This window comes from Stenotrophomonas capsici, assembly GCF_034961085.1.
Classification (GTDB): Bacteria; Pseudomonadota; Gammaproteobacteria; order Xanthomonadales; family Xanthomonadaceae; genus Stenotrophomonas; species Stenotrophomonas capsici.
The window spans coordinates 99,731-125,146 of sequence record NZ_JAYFUH010000260.1 but is presented as its reverse complement, the minus strand read 5'-3'; the positions used below and the strand labels follow the sequence as shown (position 1 = coordinate 125,146).

The 25,416-nt window shown below is 68.2% G+C and carries 25 protein-coding genes and 1 pseudogene; 14 read left to right on the top strand and 12 right to left on the bottom strand.

Going from position 1 to position 25,416, the window contains the following annotated elements; translation table 11 throughout:
• Together rfbC and rfbD are read left to right on the top strand one after the other, a co-directional pair.
• A partial coding sequence (gene rfbC, locus VA603_RS19050; protein ID WP_323439762.1) for a dTDP-4-dehydrorhamnose 3,5-epimerase occupies positions 1 to 351 on the top strand: 351 nt, incomplete at its 5' end.
• Complete coding sequence (rfbD, locus tag VA603_RS19045; RefSeq protein ID WP_323439761.1) at positions 348 to 1,250, top strand: dTDP-4-dehydrorhamnose reductase; 903 nt, start codon at positions 348 to 350, stop codon at positions 1,248 to 1,250. The genes rfbC and rfbD, both read left to right, overlap by 4 nt.
• A 56-nt stretch (positions 1,251 to 1,306) precedes the next feature.
• Here rfbD and VA603_RS19040 read toward each other — a convergent pair whose 3' ends face one another.
• Positions 1,307 to 2,710 (bottom strand): mannose-1-phosphate guanylyltransferase/mannose-6-phosphate isomerase, encoded by a 1,404-nt coding sequence (locus tag VA603_RS19040; protein ID WP_323439760.1) that lies wholly within the window; start codon positions 2,708 to 2,710, stop codon positions 1,307 to 1,309.
• 8 nt (positions 2,711 to 2,718) lie between these two features.
• A complete protein-coding gene (locus VA603_RS19035) occupies positions 2,719 to 4,065 on the bottom strand; it encodes a phosphohexomutase domain-containing protein (protein WP_323439759.1) in 1,347 nt (448 codons plus the stop codon).
• 146 nt (positions 4,066 to 4,211) lie between these two features.
• Here VA603_RS19035 and VA603_RS19030 point away from each other — a divergent pair, with 146 nt between their 5' ends.
• Entirely contained in the window at positions 4,212 to 4,946 is a 735-nt protein-coding gene (locus tag VA603_RS19030; protein ID WP_132865693.1) for a CoA transferase subunit A, read from the top strand.
• A gap of 1 nt (position 4,947) precedes the next feature.
• Entirely contained in the window at positions 4,948 to 5,577 is a 630-nt protein-coding gene (locus VA603_RS19025; RefSeq protein ID WP_132865692.1) for a CoA transferase subunit B, read from the top strand.
• A 111-nt stretch (positions 5,578 to 5,688) separates the two neighbouring features.
• Here the strand turns inward: VA603_RS19025 and VA603_RS19020 are convergent, their stop codons facing one another.
• Positions 5,689 to 7,008, bottom strand: a complete 1,320-nt coding sequence (locus tag VA603_RS19020) for a glycosyltransferase (protein ID WP_323439758.1) — start codon at positions 7,006 to 7,008, stop codon at positions 5,689 to 5,691.
• Positions 7,009 to 7,063: 55 nt separating this feature from the next.
• Here VA603_RS19020 and VA603_RS19015 point away from each other — a divergent pair, with 55 nt between their 5' ends.
• Positions 7,064 to 7,702 (top strand): alpha-ketoglutarate-dependent dioxygenase AlkB family protein, encoded by a 639-nt coding sequence (locus VA603_RS19015; protein ID WP_323439757.1) that lies wholly within the window; start codon positions 7,064 to 7,066, stop codon positions 7,700 to 7,702.
• Here VA603_RS19015 and VA603_RS19010 read toward each other — a convergent pair.
• The 4 genes from VA603_RS19010 to VA603_RS18995 are packed head-to-tail and all read right to left on the bottom strand — an operon-like array spanning position 7,647 to position 11,153.
• Complete coding sequence (locus VA603_RS19010; RefSeq protein ID WP_132865689.1) at positions 7,647 to 8,303, bottom strand: ABC-type transport auxiliary lipoprotein family protein; 657 nt, start codon at positions 8,301 to 8,303, stop codon at positions 7,647 to 7,649. The two genes, VA603_RS19015 and VA603_RS19010, sit on opposite strands and share 56 nt — an antisense overlap.
• Positions 8,300 to 9,226, bottom strand: a complete 927-nt coding sequence (locus tag VA603_RS19005; protein WP_132865688.1) for an MlaD family protein — start codon at positions 9,224 to 9,226, stop codon at positions 8,300 to 8,302. The genes VA603_RS19010 and VA603_RS19005 overlap by 4 nt, the downstream gene beginning before the upstream one ends.
• A gap of 2 nt (positions 9,227 to 9,228) precedes the next feature.
• Entirely contained in the window at positions 9,229 to 10,038 is an 810-nt protein-coding gene (locus VA603_RS19000) for an ABC transporter ATP-binding protein (protein WP_132865687.1), read from the bottom strand.
• A gap of 2 nt (positions 10,039 to 10,040) precedes the next feature.
• A complete protein-coding gene (locus VA603_RS18995) occupies positions 10,041 to 11,153 on the bottom strand; it encodes an ABC transporter permease (RefSeq protein WP_192287695.1) in 1,113 nt (370 codons plus the stop codon).
• An 83-nt stretch (positions 11,154 to 11,236) separates the two neighbouring features.
• On the opposite strand from VA603_RS18995, the gene VA603_RS18990 reads away from it, so the two are divergent.
• A complete protein-coding gene (locus tag VA603_RS18990; RefSeq protein WP_132866223.1) occupies positions 11,237 to 12,502 on the top strand; it encodes a threonine/serine exporter family protein in 1,266 nt (421 codons plus the stop codon).
• 97 nt (positions 12,503 to 12,599) lie between these two features.
• On the opposite strand, the pseudogene VA603_RS18985 reads toward VA603_RS18990, so the two are convergent.
• The 3 genes and pseudogenes from VA603_RS18985 to VA603_RS18975 all read right to left on the bottom strand — a co-directional run.
• Positions 12,600 to 12,971 (bottom strand): annotated as a pseudogene (locus VA603_RS18985) (H-NS histone family protein); the annotation flags it as partial.
• A 156-nt stretch (positions 12,972 to 13,127) separates the two neighbouring features.
• Entirely contained in the window at positions 13,128 to 14,822 is a 1,695-nt protein-coding gene (locus tag VA603_RS18980; protein ID WP_323439756.1) for a proline--tRNA ligase, read from the bottom strand.
• Positions 14,823 to 14,917: 95 nt separating this feature from the next.
• Positions 14,918 to 15,316 (bottom strand): DUF4124 domain-containing protein, encoded by a 399-nt coding sequence (locus tag VA603_RS18975; RefSeq protein ID WP_323439755.1) that lies wholly within the window; start codon positions 15,314 to 15,316, stop codon positions 14,918 to 14,920.
• 83 nt (positions 15,317 to 15,399) lie between these two features.
• On the opposite strand from VA603_RS18975, the gene pssA reads away from it, so the two are divergent.
• From pssA to rimI, 3 genes are read left to right on the top strand one after another with little or no spacing between them, the layout of a single operon-like run.
• A complete protein-coding gene (gene pssA / locus VA603_RS18970; RefSeq protein ID WP_132865682.1) occupies positions 15,400 to 16,179 on the top strand; it encodes a CDP-diacylglycerol--serine O-phosphatidyltransferase in 780 nt (259 codons plus the stop codon).
• The gene (locus tag VA603_RS18965) at positions 16,176 to 16,652 is read left to right on the top strand and encodes an alanine acetyltransferase (RefSeq protein WP_323439754.1); all 477 of its coding nucleotides are present in this window, start codon (positions 16,176 to 16,178) and stop codon (positions 16,650 to 16,652) included. The genes pssA and VA603_RS18965 overlap by 4 nt, the downstream gene beginning before the upstream one ends.
• Complete coding sequence (gene rimI, locus VA603_RS18960; protein ID WP_323439753.1) at positions 16,649 to 17,146, top strand: ribosomal protein S18-alanine N-acetyltransferase; 498 nt, start codon at positions 16,649 to 16,651, stop codon at positions 17,144 to 17,146. Before VA603_RS18965 ends, rimI begins: the two co-directional genes overlap by 4 nt.
• A gap of 12 nt (positions 17,147 to 17,158) precedes the next feature.
• Here the strand turns inward: rimI and VA603_RS18955 are convergent, their stop codons facing one another.
• Both VA603_RS18955 and VA603_RS18950 read right to left on the bottom strand, forming a co-directional pair.
• Positions 17,159 to 17,983: a DMT family transporter gene (locus tag VA603_RS18955; RefSeq protein ID WP_323439752.1), complete on the bottom strand. Its 825-nt coding sequence runs from the start codon at positions 17,981 to 17,983 to the stop codon at positions 17,159 to 17,161.
• Between the two features lie 115 nt (positions 17,984 to 18,098).
• Positions 18,099 to 19,031 (bottom strand): carbohydrate kinase family protein, encoded by a 933-nt coding sequence (locus VA603_RS18950; protein ID WP_132865678.1) that lies wholly within the window; start codon positions 19,029 to 19,031, stop codon positions 18,099 to 18,101.
• A 274-nt stretch (positions 19,032 to 19,305) separates the two neighbouring features.
• Here VA603_RS18950 and VA603_RS18945 point away from each other — a divergent pair, with 274 nt between their 5' ends.
• The 5 genes from VA603_RS18945 (at position 19,306) to rodA (ending at position 25,235) form a co-directional block, all read left to right on the top strand.
• Entirely contained in the window at positions 19,306 to 20,352 is a 1,047-nt protein-coding gene (locus VA603_RS18945; RefSeq protein ID WP_005419402.1) for a rod shape-determining protein, read from the top strand.
• Between the two features lie 173 nt (positions 20,353 to 20,525).
• Entirely contained in the window at positions 20,526 to 21,566 is a 1,041-nt protein-coding gene (gene mreC / locus VA603_RS18940) for a rod shape-determining protein MreC (protein ID WP_132865677.1), read from the top strand.
• On the top strand, positions 21,563 to 22,048 hold the full coding sequence (gene mreD, locus VA603_RS18935) for a rod shape-determining protein MreD (protein WP_132865676.1): 486 nt from the start codon (positions 21,563 to 21,565) through the stop codon (positions 22,046 to 22,048). Before mreC ends, mreD begins: the two co-directional genes overlap by 4 nt.
• Positions 22,049 to 22,050: 2 nt before the next feature.
• Complete coding sequence (mrdA, locus tag VA603_RS18930) at positions 22,051 to 24,132, top strand: penicillin-binding protein 2 (RefSeq protein ID WP_323439751.1); 2,082 nt, start codon at positions 22,051 to 22,053, stop codon at positions 24,130 to 24,132.
• Entirely contained in the window at positions 24,129 to 25,235 is a 1,107-nt protein-coding gene (gene rodA, locus VA603_RS18925; protein ID WP_132865674.1) for a rod shape-determining protein RodA, read from the top strand. Before mrdA ends, rodA begins: the two co-directional genes overlap by 4 nt.
• Positions 25,236 to 25,416: the final 181 nt, after the last annotated feature.

The following is a 25,416-nucleotide window of genomic DNA, read 5'->3' as shown; positions in this document are numbered from 1 at the left end:
AAGCTGGTCAGCGTGCTGGAAGGGGAGGTCTACGACGTGGCGGTGGACATCCGCCGTGGTTCGCCCACCTTTGGCCAGTGGGAAGCGGTCGTGTTGAGTGCGGAGAACAAGCGCCAGTTCTGGATCCCGGAAGGTTTCGCACACGGCTTCGCCGTGTTGTCAGAGCGTGCGGTGTTCAGCTATCTGTGCACCCAGGTGTACCTGAAGGAATTCGACGCCGGCGTGCGCTGGAACGACGCCGACATCGCCGTGGATTGGCCGATCAGCGGCCCGACCCTGTCCGGCAAGGACGAGGCCGCGCCGTTCCTGAAGGACATCCCCGAAGACCGTCTTCCGGTTTACCTCGCATGATCGTGCTGGTGTTCGGTGGCAATGGCCAGGTTGGCCAGGAACTGCTGCGCGCGTTGCACGGCGTGGACGAAGTCGTGGCGACCACGCGCAGCGGCCGGTTGCCTGATGGAAGCGACTGCGAAACGGCCGACTTCACCCAGCCGGAGCAGCTGACGACCTTGCTTGACCGCATCCGTCCAGGCGTGGTGATCAACGCGGCGGCCTACACCGCCGTGGACCGCGCCGAGCAGGAGCCGGAGGCCGCGTTTGCCGCCAACGCGCAGGCCCCGGGCGTGATCGCCCGGTGGTGCGCAGTGCACGGCGTACCGATGGTGCATTACTCCACCGACTATGTGTTCGATGGCCAGGGCACGGCGCCGTACCGTGAGGACGAGCCGACCGCGCCGCTGGGTGTCTACGGCACTAGCAAGCGCGATGGCGAAGACGCGGTGCGTGCGGCCGGTGGCCGGCACCTGATCTTCCGTACGGCGTGGGTGTACGCCTCGCACGGTGGCAACTTCCTGCGCACGATGCTGCGGGTTGGCGCCGAGCGCGATGCGCTGCGCGTGGTGGCTGACCAGATCGGTACGCCGACCAGCGCGGCCTTGATCGCCGAGGTTACGGTGAAGGCGCTGCAGCATCCGGGGGGGCTGTCCGGTACCTGGCATCTGACGGCTTCGGGGCAGACCAGTTGGCACGGTTTCGCGGAGGCGATCTTCGCCGAAGCGGTGACTGCCGGGCTGATGGCCAAGGTGCCGGCGGTCGAGGCGATTTCCAGCGCGGAGTATCCGACACCGGCCAAGCGACCGTCGTGGTCGGTGCTGGACAACCACAAGCTGCAGCATGACTTCGATATCGTGCTGCCGCCCTGGCAGGATGGCCTGCGGAAAGTGATCGCCGAGCTGCGTGCCGGGCAATGACGTGAAAAGAAAAACCCCGTGAATCCCGGGGTTTTCATGCCATCGCCACGCCGTGGTCAGGCGCGGCCGTAGGTGTCCTCGAAGCGCACGATGTCGTCCTCGCCGAGGTAGCTGCCCGACTGTACTTCGATCAGTTCCAGCGGCAGCTTGCCGGGATTGCGCAGGCGGTGGGTGACGCCGAGCGGGATGTAGGTGCTCTGGTTCTCGGTGAGCAGCAGCACTTCATCGCCACGGGTAACCTCGGCGGTGCCGCTGACCACGATCCAGTGCTCGGCGCGGTGGTGGTGCATCTGCAGGCTCAGGGTACCGCCGGGCTTGACGGTGATGCGCTTGACCTGGAAACGCTCGCCATGGTCGATGGAGTCGTAGGCGCCCCACGGGCGGTAGACCTTGCGGTGCCAGGTGGCCTCGCTGCGGCCATCGGCCTTGAGCTGGGCAACCACGTCCTTGACCTCCTGCATGCGGTCGGATTTGCCGACCAGCACCGCGTCATTGGTCTCCACCACGATGACATCCTCCAACCCGACCATCGCGATCAACCGGTCGCCATAGGCGAAGGTGTTGCGGCAGTCGATGGCGATGACGTCGCCACGGTGTGCATTGCCGTCGGCGTCCTGCTCGGAGACATCACGCAGCGCGGTCCACGAACCAACGTCGCTCCAGCCGGCATCCAGCGGCACCACGGCGGCATCGCCGGTCTTTTCCATGACCGCGTAGTCGATGGAGTCGGACGGGCTGGCCTTGAAGGCGCCGGCATCCAGGCGGATGAAGTCGGTATCGCGGCGTGCCTTTTCCCATGCGGTGCGGCACGCGGCCAGGATCTGCGGCTGCAGGCGCTCCAGTTCCTCCAGGTACCGCGAGGCGCGGAACAGGAACATGCCGCTGTTCCAGTAGTACTCACCGGAGGCGACATAGGTTTCGGCGGTGGCCAGGTCGGGCTTCTCGACGAAACGCTCGATAGCGCGGGGGCCATCACCGGCCACGGCCTTGATGTAGCCATAGCCGGTTTCCGGCGCGGTTGGCTGGATGCCGAAGGTGACCAGCTTGCCCTGCTCGGCGACTGCCGCGGCCTGGGCGATGGCCTGGTGGAAACGGGCGATGTCGTTGATCAGGTGATCGGACGGCAGCACCAGCAGCAACGGGTCATCGCCGTTGCGGCGGGCTTCCAGCGCGGCGGCAGCGATGGCCGGTGCGGTGTTGCGGCCAATCGGCTCGAGCAGGATCGCCGACGGCGCGGTGCCGGCCTGCTGCAACTGTTCGGCCGCGACGAAGCGGTGCGATTCGTTGGCCACCACGATCGGCGGATGCGCGGCAACGTCCGCCACGCGCAGCCAGGTGGCCTGCAGCATGGTGCGCTCGCCGGTCAGCGGCAGGAACTGCTTGGGATAGGCCTCGCGCGACAGCGGCCACAGGCGCGTGCCGGAACCACCGGACAGGATGACGGGCAGGATCGAACTCATGGGTGTCCTCAGGCAGAGAGCAGTTCGGAGATCTCGCGGGTGCGCTGCGCCAGCAGCGCGGCGTCACCGCGGGTTTCCACGTTCAGGCGCAGCAGCGGCTCGGTGTTGGAGCTGCGCAGGTTGAAGCGCCAGGTACCGAAATCGGCACTGATGCCGTCGGTATGGTCCAGCGCCGGCGACTGGTCGGCGAAATGCGCCATCACCCGTGCCACGGCGGCCTTGGCATCGCTGACCTTGAAGTTGATCTCGCCGCTGCACGGGAAACGGGCCATGCGGTCCTCCACCAGTTCGGCCAGCGACTGGCCGCTGCTGGACACCAGGGCGGCGATCAGCAGCCACGGGATCATCCCCGAGTCGGCATAGGCGAATTCGCGGAAGTAATGATGCGCGCTCATCTCGCCGCCATACACGGCGTTCTCGGCGCGCATCTTTTCCTTGATGAACGCATGGCCGCTCTTGCACAGCACCGGCACGCCGCCGGCCGCCTCGACCATCTCCACGGTGTTCCAGGTCAGGCGCGGGTCATGCACGATCTTGCCGCCCGGATTGCGCGACAGGATGGCCTGGGCGAGCAGGCCGACCAGGTAATAGCCTTCGATGAAGCGGCCGCTGTGGTCGAAGAAGAAGCAGCGGTCGAAGTCACCGTCCCAGGCGATGCCGAAGTCGGCCCCGTGCTCGCGCACCGCATTGGCGGTGGCGGCGCGGTTTTCCGGCAGCAGCGGGTTGGGGATGCCGTTGGGGAAGTTGCCATCCGGTTCATGGCAGATGCGCACGAACTCGAACGGCAGGTGTGGGGCGAGCAGGTCGACGATGGCGCCGGCGCCGCCGTTGCCGGCGTTGACCACCAGCTTCAGGGGCTTGAGCGTGGAGACGTCCACGTAGCTGAGCAGGTGCTGGATGTAGGCGCTCTTGTCATGCTCGGCGCGCTGACCGGCACGCGGCGGTTGCGGGGCACTGTCATCGGCGGCCACCGCATCGGAAATGGCAAACAGGCCGGTGTCCGAGCTGATCGGGCGTGCCTGTTCACGTACCAGCTTCATGCCGTTGTAATCCATCGGGTTGTGGCTGGCGGTGACCATCACGCCACCGGCCGCCTGCAGGTGACCGGTCTGGAAGTAGACCTCCTCGGTGCCGCACAGGCCGATGTCGATGACCTCGCGCCCTTCGCCGCGCAGGCCTGCCGCCAGCGCATCCTGCAGGGCCGGGCTGGCCAGGCGGACGTCATGGCCCAGGACCACGGTGCCCGGCGCCAGCTGGGCAGACAGGGCCTTGCCGATCTTGCGGGCCAGGTCCTCGTTGAGCTCTTCCGGAACCCGGCCACGGATGTCATAGGCCTTGAAAGCGGGAAGGGGCATGCTTGCATCCTGCGAGGGAGAGATGCCGCCTAGTTTAGTCGGCTGCAGGGCCGTTGGCTGTCTGCGCGCTGGACGAAGGTCCAAGGTAGCCGTCACCGCAACGCCGCTAGAATGCGCTCATCCTTGGTTACTGTGGGCAAGAAGCGATGAGTGATCTCCCAACCCCGACCGGCAAGCGCGGCAAGGTATTCGCCAGCGCCGCCGAGGCCCTGGCCGGCATCGTGGCCGATGGGCAGACCCTGGCCGTGGGCGGTTTCGGCCTGTGCGGCATTCCCGAGGCGCTGATCGCCGCCCTGCGTGACAGCGGGGTCAAGGGTCTTACGGCCATCTCCAACAACGCCGGCGTCGATGGCTTCGGCCTGGGCCAGCTGCTGGAGACCCGCCAGATCAAGAAGATGATTTCGTCCTACGTGGGCGAGAACAAGGAGTTCGAGCGGCAGTTCCTGTCCGGCGAGCTGGAGCTGGAGTTCAACCCGCAGGGCACCCTGGCCGAGCGCCTGCGCGCCGGTGGTGCCGGCATCCCGGCCTTCTTCACCGCCACCGGCTACGGCACGGTGGTTGCCGAGGGCAAGGAAACCCGCGAGTTCGACGGCAAGCACTACGTGCTGGAGACCGCATTGAAGGCGGACGTATCGCTGGTCAAGGCGTGGAAGGCCGATGAAGCCGGCAACCTGCTGTTCCGCAAGACCGCCCGCAACTTCAACCCGGCCTGTGCGATGGCCGGCAAGGTCTGCGTGGTCGAGGTGGAGGAAATCGTGCCGGTGGGCGCGATCGACCCGGACCAGGTGCACCTGCCGGGCATCTACGTGGACCGCATTGTTTTGAACGCAACGCCGGAGAAGCGCATCGAACAGCGCACCGTGCGTCAGGAGGGGAACTGAGATGGCCTGGACCCGTGATGAGATGGCCGCCCGCGCGGCCCGTGAGCTGACCGACGGCGCTTACGTGAACCTGGGCATCGGTCTGCCGACGCTGGTGGCCAACCACATTCCCGAAGGCGTGGACGTGTGGCTGCAGTCGGAGAACGGCCTGCTCGGCATCGGGCCGTTCCCGACCGAGGCCGAGGTGGACGCCGACCTGATCAACGCCGGCAAGCAGACCGTCACCGCACGTGCCGGCGCCAGTTACTTCGGCAGCCATGATTCGTTCGCGATGATTCGCGGCGGCCACATCAACCTGGCCATCCTCGGTGCCATGCAGGTCACCGACAAGGGCGACCTGGCCAACTGGATGGTGCCGGGCAAGATGGTCAAGGGCATGGGCGGGGCGATGGACCTTGTGGCCGGCGTGCAGCGCGTGGTGGTGCTGATGGAGCACACCGCCAAGAACGGCGAGCACAAGGTGCTGCCGGAGTGCACGTTGCCGTTGACCGGCGTGGGCGTGGTCGATCGCATCATCACCGACCTGGCCGTGTTCGACGTCACCGACGACGGGCTGGTGCTGGTCGAGGCCGCGCCGGGCGTCAGCGATGACGAGCTGAAGGAAAAGACCGGCGTGCCGTTCCGGCGCTGAGGCGAATCTGATGGGCTGGCAGCTTCTTCGGGCTGCCGGCCAGCGTTCGCTGCCGCAGGGATGGCGAAGTGCGCCGAGCACTTGCCTGTCAGGTGCCAGTCGCGCGGTCCCTCAATCCGGAGGCAGCAGCGCTGCCAGCGTGCGACGTGCCAGGTTCGAGGAGAAATGCTCCTCGATGTTGCGATAGCCATTGAGCGAGAGCTGCTGCCACAGGGCCGGGTCATCATGCAGGCGTGCTACTTCCGCGGCGAAGGCCTCGGCGCTGTCTGCGATCAGTGCATTCTCGCCATGTCGAAGGAACATGCCCTCGGCCGCGATCGAGGTGGCCACTACCGGCAGGCCATGGCTCATCGCCTGGTTGATCTTGCCCTTGACGCCTGCGCCGCTGCGCAGCGGGGCCAGGTTGATGCGGCTGTCGCGCAGGAACGGTTCGATGGCCGGTACATGGCCGTGCACAATGATGTCCGGTGCCGCCAGTCGTGCCACGTCGGCCTGCGGCATCTCGCCGACCAGGTGCAGCACCACGCCGGGCACGCTTTTGCGCAGCAACGGCATGATGTCCTGGACAAGCCACGCGATGGCTTCCCGGTTGGGGTGGTGCTGATAGCCGCCGACGAACAGTAGCCCGGCGGTGTTCTCGATGTGACGCTCGGCGACGACCACATCATGGATGTTGGACAGCACAACCACCGGTTGCGCGACGCCGGCCTGTTGCAGGTACTCCCGTTCAGCGTGACTGACGACAACCGTGGCGTCGGTTTCGGCGATCAGCTGGAATTCCTCGGCGCGCGCCTGCCGCGCTTGCTTCAAGAGTGTGGCGTCGTCATGCAGTTGCGCGGCACGTTCGAGCCTGACGTGATGCAGGTCGACGGTGTCGAAGATGATCCGTGCGGGGGTGAAGGCTCGCAGCAGTTGCAGATGGCGTCTGGCGACCTGGTGCCGGCACAGGAACACCGCTTCGACCCGGTGCCCGTGGTGCTGCAGCCAGCGATCCAGGCGCGGTTGCCCGGGCGTGCCGACCAGCTCGATGTCCAGTGCATGTAGAAGCCGTGCGCTCTCATCTGGCAACTGGCCATTGTCGGGCATGAAGGCCAGCGACCAGCCCAACTCGTGGGCCAACTGCAGGATGCGATGAGCGCGTACCGAGCCGGAATCGCGGCTGGGAGTGGGGGTGGCAAGGTCAATGAACAGCAGCAATCTGCCGCTTCCCGATGCATTGCGGGGGGGCACGGGCGCCGGCTTGGTCGACGCGACCGGGTGCGGTTGCATGCGCCTGCCGATGGCCTGCATCGTGCCACCGATCCCGCGTTGGACGAGACTGCGTAGCAATCCCGCGGCCAATGCCAGGCTGCGGGCCAGACGCCAGCGTTGACGGATGAGGAAGCGGTGCGGGGGAGAAGTCATGGCACTATCAGGGGCGGGCGAAGGCATGCGAAACCGGTGGTGCGGGGCTTCGCTGTCGAAGGGCGATTCTGAAGGGTGGGGCATGAACGAGCAAACCGAACGGGAGGACGCTGCCAGGGCAGATGCCGTACCCGGGTCTGTCTGCCACTGGCCCGGTTGGCTGGCCGCCCCCGACGCCGATGCCCTGCTGCACGACCTGCAGCAGGGCGTGCCGTGGGAGGTGCACCGCATCCGCATGTTCGGCCGCTGGGTGGATTCGCCGCGCCTGAGCTGCTGGATCGGTGATCCGCAGGCTCACTACCGCTATTCCGGCACCGACTTCGTGCCACATCCGTGGCCGGCGGCGTTGCTGCCGTTGCGTGAACGCTTGCAGCAGCGTTGCGGTGCCCGCTTCAACAGCGTGCTGGCCAACCGCTACCGCGACGGGCGCGACAGCATGGGCTGGCACAGCGACGATGAGCCGGAACTCGGCACGCAGCCGCTGATCGCCTCGTTGAGCCTGGGGGCGGCAAGGCGGTTCCTGCTGCGGCGGCGTGATGACCGGGCGCAGGTCACCGAGTTCATGCTGGGCCACGGCGACCTGCTGGTGATGGCCGGCGATACCCAGCGCCACTACCAGCACGCCCTGCCGAAGACCGCCCGCCCGATGGGCGAGCGGATCAACCTTACTTTCCGCTGGATCGCGGCGCCGGCTGCCGCGTCGCATCGTGCTGGCCGCTGAGCAGCGTCCAGCCGATCAGGTCGGTGGAGACCTTGTCCAGCGCGGTTTCGAAGGCGCGCGCGACGGTGGGGATGTCGGCGGACGCGGCCGGTTCGGCGACCACGAAGGTGCGTGCGGCGACCACGCGCTGGTCCACGCTGTGGATCAGCTTGGCATTGAGCTCGATGGTGGCCGCGGGCGTGTCACCGCCGCGGTAGTCGGCCTCGAAGCGGCGCAGGTCGGTGGTCAGCTTGTAGTCCGAGCGGATGCCGGTGGCGATGCGTGCCACCGCGGCGATCCGCCCGGAGTCCTCGAAGCCGCGCAGCAGCGTGTCCTCGAGCATGTCGGTGGCCGGCTGCGACCAGGTCGCGCCCCGGTAGACCTCCAGTTCGCCCGGGCTGGGGCGGACGTTGATGCGCGGGCTGTCCACCAGCCGCGCCGCGCTGGGCTTGGCGAGCACCAGCTGCCAGTCGACCTGCGGCCAGGCAGGGTCGGCCTGCACGCGCACCTGCGGTGCGTAGATGGTGACCGACTGGCGGTCGCCGCCGGCCAGCACCGAACAGCCGGCCAGCACCAGCAGGCACAGCGGAGCGAATCGCTTGATCGAGGGAAGGGCGGTCATTTCGGTTCAAACTCCTTGGGTGCGTCGCGGCCGAGCAGGTAGCGGGCAGGGTTGTTCTCCAGCCGGTCGCTGACCCGGCGCAGGTCGCGGATCAGGCCGCGCAGTTCGGTCAGGGTCGGGCCGAGCTGGGCCAGCCCGTCATTGGCGAAGCTGTTGATCGCGGCGCGGTTCTCGCCAAGGATCGCATCGGCGTTGCCGGCGGCCGAATCCAGCTTGGACAGGCTGGTGTCGAGCTTGTCCAGCGTGGCCGGCAACTGGCGCAGCACGTTCTGGTCCAGGTGGGCGATCGCGCCATTGGCGGTGTTCAAGGTGGCGTTGAGGTTGCGGGCCGCGTCTCGGGCCTCGACCAGCAGGGCCTGCGTGCCCTTGTCGCGGTCGGCCAGGCCGCCACTGATGGTTTCCAGGTGGCTCAGCGTGGCCGAGATCTTGCCGACGTTCTCGTCGCTGAGCAGCTCGTCCATGCGCTCGACCACGCGGTTGGCCACGTCGGTGATGTTCTGCAGGGCCGAGGGTGCGGTGGCGATGGTCGGGATCGGTTCCTTGCTGGCCACGGCCAGGGCGGTGGCCTGCGGGCTGCCGCCGCTGAGCTGGATGATCGACGGGCCGGTCAGGCTGGTGATGGCCAGCTTGGCGGTGGTGTCGGTCTTGACCGGCGTGGTCGAGTTCAGGCGCAGCTTGGCGATGACCTTGCGCGGGTCGTCCGGCGCCAGCGTCAGCTCGGTGATCGAGCCGACCGCGATGCCGTTGTACTGCACCGGGCTGCCGACCGACAGGCCGGTGACCGCCTCGGTGAAGACCACGCGGTACTCCTGCCAGGTGCGGTCGGAGGAGTACTTCGCCGCCCACAGGCCGAAGGCCAGCAGGGCCACCCCGACGATGAGGGTGAAGGCGCCGATCAGGACGTAATTGGCTTTGGTTTCCATGGTCACACGTGCTCGGGCTGGAGGCCGCGCGCGGCGCGGGCGCGGGGGCCGTGGAAGTATTCGCGGATCCACGGGTGGTCGAGTTGTTCGATTTCCGGCAGCGGCGCATTGGCCACGACCCTGCGGTCGGCCAGCACCGCGACGCGGTCGCAGATGGCGTAGAGCGTGTCCAGGTCGTGGGTGATCAGGAACACGGTCAGGCCCAGCGCTTCCTGCAGGGTCTTGATCAGGCGGTCGAAGGCGGCCGCGCCGATCGGGTCCAGCCCGGCGGTGGGCTCGTCCAGGAACAGCAGCGGCGGGTCCAGCGCCAGCGCGCGTGCCAGGCCGGCACGCTTGCGCATGCCGCCGGACAGCTGCGAGGGCAGCTTGTTGATGGCATCGGCCGGCAGGCCGGCCAGCTTCACCTTCAGCAGCGCCAGCTCGTAGTGCCAGCGCTCGTCCAGCTCGGGATGGTGTTCCTTCAGCGGCACCTGCACGTTCTCGCCCACGGTCAGCGAGGAGAACAGGGCGCCGTCCTGGAACAGCACGCCGGTGTTGCGTTCGATCTGCAGGCGGTCGGCCGGATGCTCGGAACGTGCGTCCACGCCCAAGACCTCGATCTGGCCTTCGTCGGGCCTGCGCAGGCCCAGGATCGAGCGCATCAGCACCGACTTGCCGGTGCCCGAGCCGCCGACCACGCCGAGGATCTCGCCACGCCGCACGTCCAGGTCCAGGCCCTCATGCACGGTCTGGCTGCCAAAGCGGTTGACCAGCCCGCGCACGCGGATGGCCAGTTCGGAAGTGCGCTCGTCGTTCCTGGATGCGATGGCCATCGTCACCAGCCCATGTGCATGAACCACAACGCGGCCAGCGCGTCGAGGATGATGACCAGCGAGATGGTCTGCACCACGCTGGAGGTGGTGCGTTCGCCCACCGATTGTGCCGTGCCTTCGACCTTGAGCCCTTCCAGGCAGCCGATCAGCGCGATGATCAGCGCGAACACCGGGGCCTTGGACATGCCGACCAGGAAGTGCCGCAGTTCCATCGTCTCGTGCATGCGCGCCAGGTACATCTGCGGCGGGATGCCCAGGTCGAAGGCGCCGACGGTGATGCCGCCGGCCAGGCCGGCGATCATCGCGATGAAGGTCAGCAACGGCAGCATCAGCAGCAGGGCGACCACGCGTGGCAGCACCAGCAGGTCGACCGGATCCAGGCCCAGGGTCTGGATGGCATCGATCTCCTCGCGTGCCTTCATCGCCCCGATCTGCGCGGTGAACGCGCTGGCGGTGCGGCCGGCCAGCACGATGGCGGTCAGCAGCACCGCGAATTCGCGCAGGAAGGCGATGTTGACCAGTTCGACCACGAAGATCTCCGCGCCGAAGTCGCGCAGGATGGTCGAGCCGAGGAAGGCGATCACCGCGCCGACCAGATAGGACAGCAGGGCCACCAGCGGTACCGCGTCCAGCCCGACCTCTTCCATCTGGTTGACCGCGGCGGTCATCCGGAAGCGGCGCGGCTGGCGTACCAGGCGCGCCAGCTTGGACAGGTTCTCGCCCAGGAAGCTGACCAGCACCACGATGTTGCGGCCGATGGCGTGGACCGAGCGGCCCAGGCGTTCCAGTGCCGCCGCCACGCCGTAGTCGCGCTGTGGCTTGGGGCGCTCGTCGGCGACCTCGTCGATGGTGCAGACCAGTGCCTGATGCTCGTCGCGGAACTGCAGGGCATGCTCCTGCAGGCCAGCCTTGCTGGCAAAGCGCAGCAACAGCAGTACGCCGGCCGAATCCAGCTGGTCAATGCCGCGCGCATCGATGGTGGTCACCGGCGACGGGCTGGCCTTGAGCGCCTCCATCGAGCGCAGCGCAGTGGACAGCGTCCAGCTGCCGGAAAGCCGCAACCGGCCTTCGGCATCAGGGTCTTGCGCGCACTGGGGTGGGGAAATGTCTGTCATTGGTGGCATCCGTTGCCGAGGATAACCCGACGTCCGTACAACCCGGATGAGTATTGCATCGGCTTCAGGCGATACTAATGGCCATGTCTGCCGAAACCCTTGCTCCCGCGCCCCCTCGGGCCACCTATGCGCAGCGCGTGGCCTTCGTCTCGGAGATGGCCGGGCGGCTGCACAGTTACGGCACCACCGCGCAACGGCTGGAGGCTTCGGTGGTCGCGTTGTCCCAGCAGCTGGACCTGGACTGCGAGCCGTGGTCGAACCCGACCGGCCTGATCCTGAGCTTCAGCGACCCGACCCGCGCGATCGGCTCCAGCGACATCACCCGCGTGATCCGGATGGGGCCGGGCAGCACCGACCTGCACAAGCTGGCCATCGCCGACGAGATCGCCGACGCGGTGGCCGGGGGGCGCATGAGCATCGCCCAGGGCCATACCGCGCTGCGCCAGCTGGACAGTGACCCGGGCCTGAGCGACCGGATCGCGATGCTGACCTCCTTCACCCTGGGCTCGGCCGGCGTGGCGGGCCTGTGGCGGCTGCCATGGCTGGATATCGCCACCGCCGGCGTGACCGGCCTGCTGATCGGCCTGCTGCTGTTCTACACCGACCGGCGGGTGGCCACGCGCGAGGCCAGCGAAGCCTTGGCGGCGCTGCTGGCCGGCTTCGTGGCGGTCCTGGTGGCCAGCTTCATCGGCCCGCTCAACCTCAACTCCACCATCATCGCCTCGCTGGTGGTGCTGCTGCCCGGCATGGCATTGACCAACGCGGTCAACGAGCTGGCCAGCCAGCACTGGGTATCGGGCACGGCGCGGTTCGCCGGTGCCCTGACCACCATCATGAAACTCACCGTGGGCGCGATGATCGCGGTCACCATCGCCCATTACATCGGGCTGGAGCCGGTGGTGCGGGCCTCGCGCCCGCAGTCCAACTGGGTGGAGTGGGGCTCGGTGCTGGTGGCGGCGTTCGCCTTCGCCATGCTGTTCCGCGCCAGTGTCCGCGATTATCCGTGGGTGATCGCCGCCTCCGTGGCCGGTTATGCGATCTCGCGTTATGGCGGGCTGCTATGGGGCGGGCCGGCCGGTATCTTCCTGGCGGCCATGTTGCTGACCGCCGCCGGCAACCTGTTTGGCCGGCTGGCCAAGCGCCCCGGCGCGATCGTGCGCCTGCCCGGCATCATCATGCTGGTGCCTGGCAGCATCAGCCTGCGTGGGGTGCTCAGCCTGATCCAGCAGCAGAATGTAAATGCCGGTGAATCCGCGTTGCTGACCGTGGTGAATGTGGTGATGGCGCTGGTGGCCGGGCTGCTGTTTGGCAACCTGCTGATCCCGGCGCGCAAGAACCAGAATCTGTAATTTCAGATTCATATATATCCGGTAATGCGCGGGCAGGACGGGGCCAAATAAAAACGCCGGCTTGCGCCGGCGTTTCTGATTTCGATTATCCAGATTACTTCTGGATCAGGAAATCCTCGACCTTGCGGCCCTTGCCGGTCAGCTCGGCCAGCCAGCGCGGCTGCTTGCCACGGCCGGTCCAGGTTTCCTCGGCATTGGCCGGATTGCGGTACTTCGGGGCAACCTTGGCCAGCTTGCGGCCCGCCTTCGGGGCGCTGGTCTTGGCGGCCTTGGCCGGACGGCCGGCCTTCGGAGCGGCGCCGCCGAACAGTTCCTCGATGGTGTAACCGGCCTTCTTGGCGGCAGCGGTCAGCTGCGCGCGGACCTTGGTGACCGGCAGACGCTTGGCCACGACGGTCTTGCGCTTCTGCGCGTCGCGGATCAGGGTGGCAAGTTCCTTGGCCGACAGGCCGGACAGATCAATACTCATCTAATGGGTTACTCCAGGGAAATGGATTCGAGACAGCCACTCCGTGGCAGCGGCAAACAGCATACCGGGCCATATGTACGGATGACAAACTACATAACGTGCGTTGTGTGATGCAGGAATGAAAAAGGCCGGGAATATATCCCGGCCTTTCTCTGCTCAGCCTGCGATTTTCTGCAGGACCGCCGCCTTGTCCAGATTCTCCGCCTCGCTGGCGGTGCGGGACCGGTACTCGAAGGTGCCCGCGGCCAGGCCGCGCTCGGAAACCACGATGCGGTGCGGGATGCCGATCAGTTCCATGTCGGCGAACATCGCGCCCGGGCGCAGGCCGCGGTCATCCAGCACCGCGTCGACGCCAGCGGCCTGCAGTTCGGCCAGCAGCGATTCGGCGGCCGCGGTGATGGCGGCATCCTGCTTCGGGTTGATCATGCACACCACCGCCTGCCACGGTGCCATCGCCACCGGCCAGATAATGCCGGCGTCGTCGTGGTTCTGTTCGATGGCGGCGGCGACGATGCGCGATACGCCAATGCCATAACAGCCCATCGACATCACCGCGGCCTTGCCGTTCTCGTCCAGCACGGTGGCCTTCAGTGCCTGCGCATATTGGCGGCCCAGCTGGAAGACATGGCCCACTTCGATGCCGCGCGCGATTTTCAGTTCGCCGCCGTCACGGGCGCGGTCGCCGGCCTTCACGTTGCGGATATCGGCCACTTCCGGCTCGGCCAGGTCGCGGCCCCAGTTGACGCCGGCAATATGGAATCCCTTTTCATTGGCACCGACGACGAAATCCGCCATCGCCGCGACCTCGCGGTCGGCGACCACGCGGATGGCCTTGCGCGGATTCAGCGGGCCCAGGAAACCCGGTTCGCTGCCCAGGTGGTCGGCAATCTCCGCTTCGCTGGCCATGCGGTAATCGCGCAGGCCGGTCACCTTGGCCAGCTTGATCTCGTTGACCTCGTGGTCGCCGCGGACCAGGGCCAGCACGAATTCATCCTCGGTGGTCATCACCGCCACCGACTTGACCGTGCGCAGCAGGGCGATGCCCATCAGCGCGGCGACGTCCTCGCAGGTCTTCTGGGTCGGGGTTTCGACCTTGCGCAGTTCCTCGGCGGCGGCGGCACGCGCGGCCGGGTCGGCGGCGATGGCGGCCTCGACGTTGGCCGCGTAATCCGAGCCGGTGGAGAACACCAGCGCGTCCTCGCCCGAATCGGCGATCACGTGGAATTCCTGCGAGGCATCACCGCCGATCGCGCCGGAGTCGGCCTGCACCGAACGGAACTCCAGGCCCAGGCGGGTGAAGATGCGGGTGTAGGCAGCCTTCATGTTCTCGTATTCGGCGACCAGGCTGGCGTCGTCCAGATGGAAGGAATAGGCATCCTTCATCAGGAACTCGCGCGCGCGCATCACGCCGAAGCGGGGACGGATCTCGTCACGGAACTTGGTCTGCACCTGGTAGAAGTTGACCGGCAACTGCTTGTAGCTGGACAGCTCCTGGCGCGCGAAGTCGGTGATGGCTTCCTCGGCGGTGGGGCTGTAGCAGTACTCCTGCTCCTTGCGGTCCTTGATCTTGAGCAACTGGCCGCCGAACTTCTGCCAGCGCCCGGTCTCCTCCCACAGCTCCTTCGGCTGGATGGTCGGCAACTGCAGTTCCACCGCCCCGGCGCGGTTCATCTCCTCGCGGACGATGGCTTCCACCTTGCGCAGCACGCGCAGGCCCAGCGGCGACCAGGTGTACAGGCCGGAGGCCAGCTTGCGGATCATGCCCGCGCGCAGCATCAGCTTGTGGCTGACCAGCTCGGCGTCGGCGGGAGTTTCCTTGGTGGTGTGCAGGTGGAAGCGGGAAAGGCGCATGGGAGGGGCTTCGCAAAACGGCGGAATCGCCTATTTTGCCAGCCTCGCGGCCCGCTGGGGCGGCTGCGCCGCCAGGCCGTGCCCGACCTGCCTGCTCAGGGGCTCGCGGCGGGCATGCAGTAGGTGGCCACCATCGACTCGGCCAGGCGCTTCTGGGCCTGGCGCTGGCCGTCGTCCAGGGTCTGGTCGGGCTTGCCGTCGCCGTCGGTATCGCGCATCACCGGGTTGGGCTTGGACAGCAGTTCCAGGTTGTGGCGGGCCGAGGCGCACTGCAGGTTGTCGACCGTCGCCGGTGCGGCCGCCGCCGCAGGTTCGGCCTGGACGCTGGGCGCGCCGCTCTGGGTGATCTGCCGGGTCTCGTACTTCTGCCCGACCGGCGGCCGCTCCGAATACTGGGTGACGCCATTGGCGTCCTTCCACTTGTAGAGCTGCCCGGCGCTGGCGGCGGAACTGGCGAGCAGGAGCAGGCAGCAGAGGCGGGGCAGGACGGGCATGGCGACTCCGGGCAGGGCGGACGGGCAAGGCGCCGATTGCAGCACCCGGTGACGCGGCTGGCAAGTCGATTAAACTGGGCGGCATGGACGAATTGAGACCCCCACCGCGTTCGCGCAGCATCTACCTGCTGCCGAACCTGTTCACCACCGCCGGCCTGTTCGCCGGGTTCTACGCGATCATCGCCGCCGCCAACGGGGACTTCGTCAACGCCAGCATCGCCGTGTTCGTGGCGGCGGTCATGGACGGCCTGGACGGCCGCGTGGCGCGCCTGACCGGCACCAGCAGTGAGTTCGGCGTGCAGTACGACTCGCTGGCCGACCTGGTCAGCTTCGGCATGGCGCCGGCGCTGGTCATGTACCACTGGGCGCTGTCCTCGCTGAAGTTCGACGGCGAGATCCTCGGCCGCGTCGGTTGGTCGGCCGCGTTCCTGTACGCCGCCTGCGCCGCGCTGCGGCTGGCGCGCTTCAACACCCAGGTCGGCACGGTCGACAAGCGCTGGTTCGTCGGCCTGGCCAGCCCGGCCGCGGCGGGCCTGATGATGTCCTTCGTCTGGGCCTTTGCCGACGGCAACCTGGGCTGGAGCGGCGAGCAGCTGCGCTACGTGGCGCTGGCGGTGACGATCGTCTCGGGCCTGCTGATGGTCAGCCGGATCCGCTTCTGGAGCTTCAAGGGCGGCAACGAGAAGGGGCCGCGCTCGGAGCGCGTGCCGTTCGTGGTGCTGGCGCTGGTGCCGATCATCATCGCCATCATGGTCGTGGACCTGCCGCGCACCCTGTTCGTGGTGGGCATCCTGTATGCCATCTCCGGGCCGGTGATGTGGCTGCTGCTGCGCCGGCGCGCGCCGGCCGGCAAGGTGGAATGACCGGGCTCGCGCCCGCGCCGTTGTGGTCCGCGCAGCAGCAGGCGCTGCTGCAGGCGATGGGCTACACGGTCTACCTGGAAGGCAGTGCGCTGGACGCACCGCCTGCCATGGAGGCCGCCGCGCCGCCGGTCGCCCTGGAGATCGCGCCGGCGCGTACCCCGACGCCGCCGCGCCCGGCCGCCCAGCCCGCCCGCCGTGAGCAGGCTGCCCGCGCGCCAGAGGCCCCGGCGACCGCGCCGGACAGGCCCGTCCCCCCGGCATCGGCGGCGACCCTGCCCCGCCGCGGCGGTGGCCTGCGCATGCCCGACCGCCTGCAGATCGCCCTGCTGCGCGCGTCCGGCTGCAACCCGAATGACCCGCAGACGCGGGAATTGATGGACAGTTGGCCGCTGGACGAGCTGCGTGCCAACCCGGCCGCCAAGCGCGCGCTGTGGCCGCAACTGCGCAGCCTGCGGCGGAAGCAGCGGCAATGAACGCGCAGGCCCGACCGGCCGGCCCGGTACTGCGGCCGATGCAGGAAGACGACCTGGACGCGGTGATGGAGGTCGAGCTGCGTGCTTACTCCTTCCCGTGGACGCGTGGCATCTTCCAGGACTGCCTGCGCGCCGGTTATCCCGGGCGGATCCTCGAGGTGGACGATGGCCTGGTCGGCTACGGCATGCTCAGCCTCGCCGCCGACGAAGCGCACGTGCTCAATGTCTGCGTGGACCCGCTGGTGCAGTCGCGCGGCCATGGCCGGCGGCTGCTGCGCGAGCTGGTGCGGGTGGCGCGCCAGCGTGGCGCGGTGCGGGTGTTCCTGGAGGTGCGCCCGTCCAATGCCCCGGCCATCGCGCTGTACCACAGCGAGGGCTTCAACGAGATCGGCCGGCGACCGCGTTACTACCCCACCGACAATGGCCGTGAGGACGCGCTGGTGATGGCGATGGAACTGGTGGACGAGGACATCGCCCGCATGCCGCCGCTCTGAGCGGCGGGTGCATCAGGCCAGCCGCAGCAAGGCCACGCCGATCAGGATCACCGCCGCGGCCAGCAGGCGCCGCCGGCTGATCCGCTCCTTCAGCAGCAGCGCCGACAGCGCCAACGCGAACAGGATCGAGGTTTCGCGCAGCGCGGCGATGATCGCCACCGGCGCCAGCGTCATCGCCCACAGCGCGATGCCGTAGGACGTGGTGGTGCCGATGCCGCCGACCAGGCCGCGTGCCCAGTTCCGGCGCAGGTAGTCCCCCAGCTCGGCGCGTCGCCGGGCCAGTGCCCACAGCGGCAATGGCAGCCCGGACAGCAGGAACAGCCACAGCGTGTAGCTGAGCGCGTTGCCGGACAGGCGTGCGCCGCGGGCGTCGACCAGGGTGTAGGTGGCGATGACCACCGCGATGAACAGGGGCAGCTGCAGGTTGCGGCGGTTGCCGCTGCCGGCCATCAGCACGATGCCGCCGCAGACCAGGGCGATGCCGGCCCAGCCGGCAGCGGGCAGGTGCTCGTCGAAGGCCAGGCTGCCGGCCAGGGCCACCAGCAGCGGTGCGCAGCCACGCATCAGCGGGTAGGACAGGCTCATGTCCGCCACCCGGTAGGCGCGCGTGACCAGGACGTAGTAGCCGGCCTGCAGGACCGCCGATACCGCCAGCCAGGGCCAGCTCCGCGCCGCGGGCGCGGGCAACCACGGCAGCAGCAGGGCCGCGAGCACCGCCGCCCAGCCGGTGACCAGCAGGGTGGTCAGCAGCGTGTCGCCGCCGAGCTTGACGATGGCGTTCCAGCTGGCGTGGAGCAGGGCGGCCAGCAGCACCGCGCAGAAAAGGCCCAGGGACATTGGCGGTGGCGGTCGGGTCAGGCCACAAGGCTAACCGGTGCCTGCCCGGGCGGTGGCGGGGGCAACGAAAAACGGCGCCGAAGCGCCGTTTCCCGGGTGCCGCCGCGCTTCGGGTTCAGAGCGCGTAGCCGAACTGCTGCTTGAACTGGTCGTTGAACTCGGCGAAGTCGAAGCGCTGGTTCTGGGTGCCGGGGTGCTCGACCTTCAGCGCGCCCATCAGGTTGCCCATGCGGCCGATGGTGAGCCAGTCGTAGCCCTTCTCGATGCCGTAGATCAGGCCGGCGCGGAAGGCGTCGCCGCAGCCGGTCGGGTCGACCACGCGGCGCTCGTGCGCCGGCGGGATGTCGAAGCTCTTTTCCGGGGTATGGATGATCGCCCCGCGCGGCCCCTGGGTGGTGATGTAGGCCTGGGTGCGCTCGACGATTTCCTTCTCGCTCCAGCCGGTGCGCTGCTGCAGCAGGTTGGACTCGTAGTCGTTGACCACCACGTAGTCGGCCTGTTCGATGAACTGGCGCAGCTCCGGCCCGTTGAACAGCGGCAGCGCCTGGCCCGGGTCGAAGATGAAGGGGATGCCGCATTCCAGGAACTCGGCCGCGTTCTGGATCATGCCCTCGCGGCCGTCCGGCGCGACGATGCCGAAGGTGACGCCCGGCACGTCCTTCACGTGGTTCTCGTGCGAACGCATCATCGCGCCCGGGTGGAAGGCGGTGATCTGGTTGTTGTCGTGGTCGGTGGTAATGAAGCACTGCGGGGTGAACATCTCCTCCAGCACCCGCACCTGGCTCAGGTTGATGCCCAGCCGCTCGAAATGCTCGCGGTACGGGCCGAAGTCCTGGCCCACGGTGCCCATCGGGATCGGGTCGCCGCCGAGCAGCTTCAGGTTGTAGGCGATGTTGCCGGCGCAGCCGCCCAGCTCGCGGCGCATGCGCGGGACCAGGAAGGACACGTTCAGGATGTGCACCTTGTCCGGCAGGATGTGGTTCTTGAACTGGTCCGGGAACACCATGATGGTGTCGAAGGCAAGGGAACCACAGATCAAAGCGGACATCGCGAACAGGCCTATACGGGAAAAGGAAAACGCCGCCGTGCGGCCGCAGGCGGGCCGGCGCGCAGCGCGCCAAAGCGCATAAGGTTACCGGGTGCCGCGGCGGACGGCCACAACCGAATCTGTACCGCGTCTGCCTGATGTGGTCCGGAACCCGGATTTTCCAAGGATTTTTCTTGCCCGGGCCATGGTGGGTTGATAGGCTAGCGGCCCTCATTTTCTGCCCATTTTTTCGCCAACCGGCGTGGGCACGACACCCGTCAGGATCACTTCCCAGATGTTCAAGAAGCTGCGTGGCATGTTCTCCAATGACCTGTCCATCGACCTGGGCACGGCCAACACCCTCATCTATGTGCGCGGCCAGGGCATCGTGCTGAACGAGCCGTCGGTCGTGGCCGTGCGCCAGGACCGTGCCATCGGCGGCACCCGCTCGGTGGCCGCCGTCGGCGCCGAGGCCAAGCAGATGCTCGGCCGTACCCCGGGCCACATCACCACCATCCGCCCGATGAAGGACGGCGTCATCGCCGACTTCACCTACACCGAGGCGATGCTCAAGCACTTCATCAAGAAGGTGCACAAGTCGCGCGTGCTGCGCCCGAGCCCGCGCGTGCTGGTCTGCGTGCCGGCCGGCTCGACCCAGGTCGAGCGCCGCGCCATCAAGGAGTCGGCCGAGGAGGCCGGTGCGCGTGACGTGTTCCTGATCGAGGAGCCGATGGCCGCGGCGATCGGCGCCGGCATGCCGGTGACCGAGGCGCGTGGCTCGATGGTCATCGACATCGGCGGCGGCACCACCGAAGTGGCGGTCATCTCGCTGAACGGCATCGTCTATTCGGCCTCGGTCCGCATCGGCGGCGACCGTTTCGACGAGTCCATCACCAATTACGTGCGCCGCAACCACGGCATGCTGATCGGTGAGGCCACCGCCGAGCGCATCAAGGTCGAGCTGGGCTGCGCCTACCCGCAGGCGGAAGTGATCGAGATGGAGATCTCCGGCCGCAACCTCGCCGAGGGCGTGCCGAAGATGATCAAGATCAGCTCCAACGAGGTGCTCGAGGCCCTGCACGAACCGCTGTCGGGCATCGTCTCGGCGGTCAAGCTGGCCCTGGAACAGACCCCGCCGGAACTGTGTGCCGACGTCGCCGAGCGCGGCATCGTGCTGACCGGTGGTGGCGCCCTGCTGCGCGACCTGGACCGCCTGATCTCCGAGGAGACCGGCCTGCACGTACAGGTGGCCGATGACCCGCTGACCTGCGTGGCCCGCGGTGGCGGCCGTGCGCTGGAGCTGGTGGACATGCACGGCAACGAGTTCTTCGCGCCGGAGTGAGGCCGGGATCGGGGTGGGGAGCCGGGAATGACGATGCGTGGGTTGCTGCGATCTGCCCCGGTCCGCGTGTTCCTGCCCCCGCTGCAGATGACATCCGGTGTGCGCGCTGACGTTCGGGGGCTCCTGCGGCCCCCATTCCCTTTTTCCCTTTCACTGCTCCCAGCGCCTGATCCGTGCCTCCTTACGCCGGCCCTCCCGTAGCCTCCCGACAGGGTGATGCCAGCAGCACATTGCGACTGCTGGCTTACCTGGCGTTGGCCATCACCCTGATCGTGCTCGACATCCAGGGCGGCTGGCTGTCGCGCCTGCGTGCGCAGGCCAGCGTGGTGGTGCAGCCGGTCTGGGCACTGGCCGGGCTGCCCGGCCGCGTCGGCGCCACGGTCAAGGACCATGCCGCCAGCCACGGCCAGCTGGTCGAGGAGAACCGCGAGCTGCGCAACCAGCTGCTGCTGGCCAATGCCCGCCTGACCCGCCTGCAGACCGCCGCGCTGGACAACGCGCAGCTGCGCGAGCTGCTCAATGCCGCCGAACGCAATGGCCTGGACGTGCAGCTGGCGCCGATCCTGGACATTGACCTGGACCCGGTGAAGCAGCGCGTGGTGCTGGATTCGGGCAGCCGCAACGGCGTGCACGTCGGCCAGGCGGTGATCGATGCCGGCGGCCTGATGGGGCAGGTGATCGCGGTCAATGCCAGCCATTCGACCGTGCTGCTGCTGACCGACCCGGACCACGCGGTGCCGGTGAACGTGGCCCGCAACGGGGTGCGGCTGATCGCCTACGGGCGCGGCGATCGCCTGGAGCTGCGCGACATCCCGCTCAGCGCGGGCGTCGAGGTGGGCGATGAGATCGTGACCTCGGGCCTCGGTGGGCGTTTCCCCGCCGGCTTTCCGGTGGGCAGGATCCTCAAGCTGCGCCCGGACGATACCCATGCCTTCCTGGTCGGTGAACTGGAGCCGGCGGCCAAGCTGGACCGTGGTCGCAACGTGCTGCTGCTGCGCTCGGTGCCGGCCATCCCGCGCCTGCCGGTGACCCAGGGCCTGGAGCTCCCGGCCGACGCGGCCGGTACCGTCACGCCGCCGGCCCCTGCGGCCCCGACCGGTGCCACGGCCGTACCGCCGGCAGGCCCGCCGCCCACTCCGGCAGGCGCCGCCGGTGCGTCCACGGCTCCGGCCGAAGCGCCGTCGCCGCAGGCCACGCCGGAGCAGCGCCGATGAGCCGCCTACGCAACAAGGGCTGGGTGCTGCCGGTCAGCATCGTGCTGGCGTTCCTGCTGGCACTGGTGCCGTTGCCTGACCTGCTGCTGCCACTGCGCCCGTACTGGCTCGCGTTGGTGCTGGCGTACTGGGTGATCGAGACCCCCGAGCGCGCGGGGCTGGGCTTCGCCTTCTGCATCGGCCTGCTGGCCGATGTGCTGACCGGGGGCATCCTCGGCGAGCAGGCGCTGCGGTTGGTGGTGATGGCCTTCATCCTGCAGCGTTTCCGCGCGCGGATCCGGTTCTTCCCGTTGTCGCAGCAGGCGCTGTCGATCGGCGGGCTGCTGTTCAACGACCGCGTCATCGACGCGGCCATCCACCTGCTCGGTGATGCGCCGCTGCTGCCCTGGAGCTACTGGTGGGCGCCGCTGCTGGGCATGGCGCTGTGGCTGCCGCTGTATGTGCTGCTGGATGCGGTGCGGCTGGGCAAGCGCGGGCGCTGAGCATGTACAACCGGCGCCAGACCAAGAACCCGCACGCCGAGGCCGAACAGTTCCGGCGGCGCGCGGCACTGGGCTTCCTCGGCGTGCTGCTGGCGCTGGGCTTCCTGGGCGGCTGGTACTTCAAGCTGCAGGTGCTGGACCACGACATCTATGCCACGCGCTCGGAGGCCAACCGCATCAAGGCGCGTCCGGTGGTGCCGGGGCGCGGGCTGATCTACGACCGCAACGGCCGGCTGCTGGCCGAGAACGTGCCGGCCTTCCGCCTGGACGTGACCCCGGACAAGGTGCAGGACATGGAGGCCACCCTGGCCGGCCTGCGCCAGATCTTCTCGCTGGGCGATGAGGACATCGAGCGCTTCCGGCAATCGCGCAAGGCGCGTCGCAGCTTCATGCCGGTGACGCTCAAGCTGCGCGTCAGCGACGACGAGATGGCGCGCTTCGCGGTGGACCGCTGGCGCTACCCGGGCGTGGAGCTGGAGCCGTACCTGACCCGGCGCTACCCCTACGGCGACCTGTTCGCGCACATCATCGGCTACGTCGGTCGTGTCGACGACAAGGACTTGGAGGAGCTGGGCGAGGGCAATGCCGCGCTGACCCACATCGGCAAGTCCGGCCTGGAGCGCTACTACGAGCAGCAGCTGCGCGGGAAGATCGGCTACGAGCAGGTCGAGACCAACGTGCAGGGCCGCGCCATCCGCACCGTCGGCCGGGTGCCGGCGCAGTCGGGCACCGACCTGCGGCTGTCCATCGATGCCGACCTGCAGCGGGCGATGGTGGCCGCCTTCGGCGAGCAGGAAGGCTCGGCGGTGGCGATCGACCCGCGTACCGGCGAGATCCTGGCCATGGTCAGCCTGCCGTCGTACGACCCCAATCTGTTCGTGAACGGCATCTCGCACGCCGACTTCAAGCGCCTCAACGAGAACCCGTCGCGGCCGCAGTTCAACCGGCTGGTGCTGGGCGGCGTGGCGCCGGGTTCGACGGTCAAGCCGTTCCTCGGCCTGGCCGGGCTGGACAGCGGGCTGCGCCGGCCGGAGGACAAGATCCTCTCGCGCGGCATGTTCTACCTGCCCGGCGTCAGCCGTGGCTGGGGTGACGCCAACCGTGGCGGCCATGGCTGGACCGACCTGCGCAAGTCGATCTCGCAGTCGGTGAACACCTATTACTACCAGCTCGGCATCGACATGGGCATCGAGCGCTACGACGAGTACATGGGCGGCCACTACGGCTTCGGCCAGCCCACCGGCATCGACCTGCTCGGCGAGATCGGCGGCATCCTGCCCTCGCCGGCGGCTAAGGCCAAGGCGAACCGCGAGCGCTGGTACCCGGGCGATACCGTCAATGCCAGCATCGGCCAGGGCCTGTGGAAAGTGACGCCGCTGCAGCTGGCGCGCGGCGTGGGCGGCTTGGCCACTGGACAGCTGCGGCGCCCCCACCTGGTCACCGAACAACGCGCCGGTTTCGACCACGACTGGATGGCGATGGCGCAGCCGGCACCGCTGCCGATCAGCCCCAATCCGTCCAACCTGCAGGCCGTGCGCGAAGGCATGATGGGTACCATGCAGCCCGGTGGCAGCGGCTGGCGTGTCGCTGCCGGGGCCCAGTACCGGATGGCCGGCAAGACCGGCACCGCGCAGGTGATCAGCCGCAAGGGCACCGCCGCGCTGAACCCCAAGAGCCTGCCGATGCACCTGCGCCACCGCGCGCTGTTCGTGGGCTTTGCGCCGGCCGAGGACCCGGTCATCGCCATCGCCATCGCCGTGGAGGGTGGTGGTTACGGTGGTTCGGCGGCCGCGCCGATCGCGCGCAAGGTGTTCGATGCGTGGCTCCTGGGCGTGATGCCCGAGGGCCTGCAGCCGCTGGATGCCGAGCGCGGCACCGTCGCGGTCGGCATCGCCACCTTCGATACCGAGGACCCGACCGCACGCGCCCGTGGTGAACAGGCGGCACTGCTGTTCGATGCCATGCCGGTGATGGTGGGCGCGCCCGCGCCACCGCCACAGGCACCGTCCTCTCCCGAATCCCCCGCCGTGGCGCCATCGCGTCCGGCCGGGCCCGAGGCGCGCGGCCCGGAGGCACAACGATGAGGGACTTCCTGCGCTGGGCACTGGAGATGGGCCAGCGCCTGACCCGCGGCCTGGACTGGCCGCTGCTGATCGCGCTGGCCGTGCTGATGGGCATCGGCCTGTCGGTGCTGGACAGCGCCGGCGGTGGCGGGCTGGTGATGGCGCAGGGCGTGCGCTTCGCGGTGGGCCTGGTGGCGATGTGGGCCATCTCGCGGGTTTCCATCCTGCGCATCCGCGCCTGGACGCCGCTGATCTATGCCGTCTCCATGCTGCCGCTGCTGGCGGTGTTCGTGCTGGGCACCGGCAAGTACGGCCGGCAGTGGCTGAACCTGGGGCTGTTCTACCTGCAGCCGGCCGAGTTGCTCAAGGTCAGCCTGCCGATGATGGTGGCCTGGTACCTCAATCGCATGCCGCTGCCGCCGCGCATTCCGGTGGTGCTGGTGGCGGCGGTGATCATCGGCGTGCCGACCGGGCTGGTGATGCTGCAGCCGGACTTCGGCACCGGCGTGCTGATCGCCGCCAGCGGCGCGTTCGTGCTGCTGCTGGCCGGCCTGCCGTGGTGGTGGGTGGGCATCGGCGTGGGCGGCGTGGCCGCGGCCGCGCCGGTGGCGTGGCTGTGGCTGCTGCGGCCCTACCAGAAGGACCGCATCATGATGTTCCTCGACCCGGAGAGTGACCCGCTCGGGGCCGGCTGGAACATCATCCAGTCCAAGATCGCGATCGGCTCCGGTGGCCTGACCGGCAAGGGCTGGGGGTTGGGCTCGCAGTCGCACCTGAACTTCATCCCCGAGCAGACCACCGATTTCGCCTTCTCCGTGCTCAGCGAGGAATACGGCTGGGTCGGGGTGGCGGTGGTGCTGGCCCTGTACCTGTTCGTGATCGGCCGGTGCCTGTGGATCGCGGTGGAGGCGCGCGATACCTACTCGCGGCTGCTGGCCGGCGCCACCGGCCTGGCCTTCTTCGTGTACATCCTGGTCAACGGCGGCATGATCTCCGGCCTGCTGCCGGTGGTGGGCGTGCCGATGCCGCTGATCAGCTATGGCGGCACCTCGGCGGTCTCGCTGCTGGCCGGCTTCGGCCTGGTGATGGCGGTGCGTGCGCACCGACCGGTCCACGGTGGCTGAGTTGGGTTGATTGCCCGGCTTTTGATCGAGATCAAACACAAGGCTTTACGAGTTCTTCACAATGTCAGCGTCGCTGGCAGCTGTCGCGCCGCGACAACCGGTTGGTTGTTGGCGGGTCGGCATGGGGAGATGACGACCCGGTTCCCCCACACCAATCCGGGCGTCGGTCATCTCTGCGGGA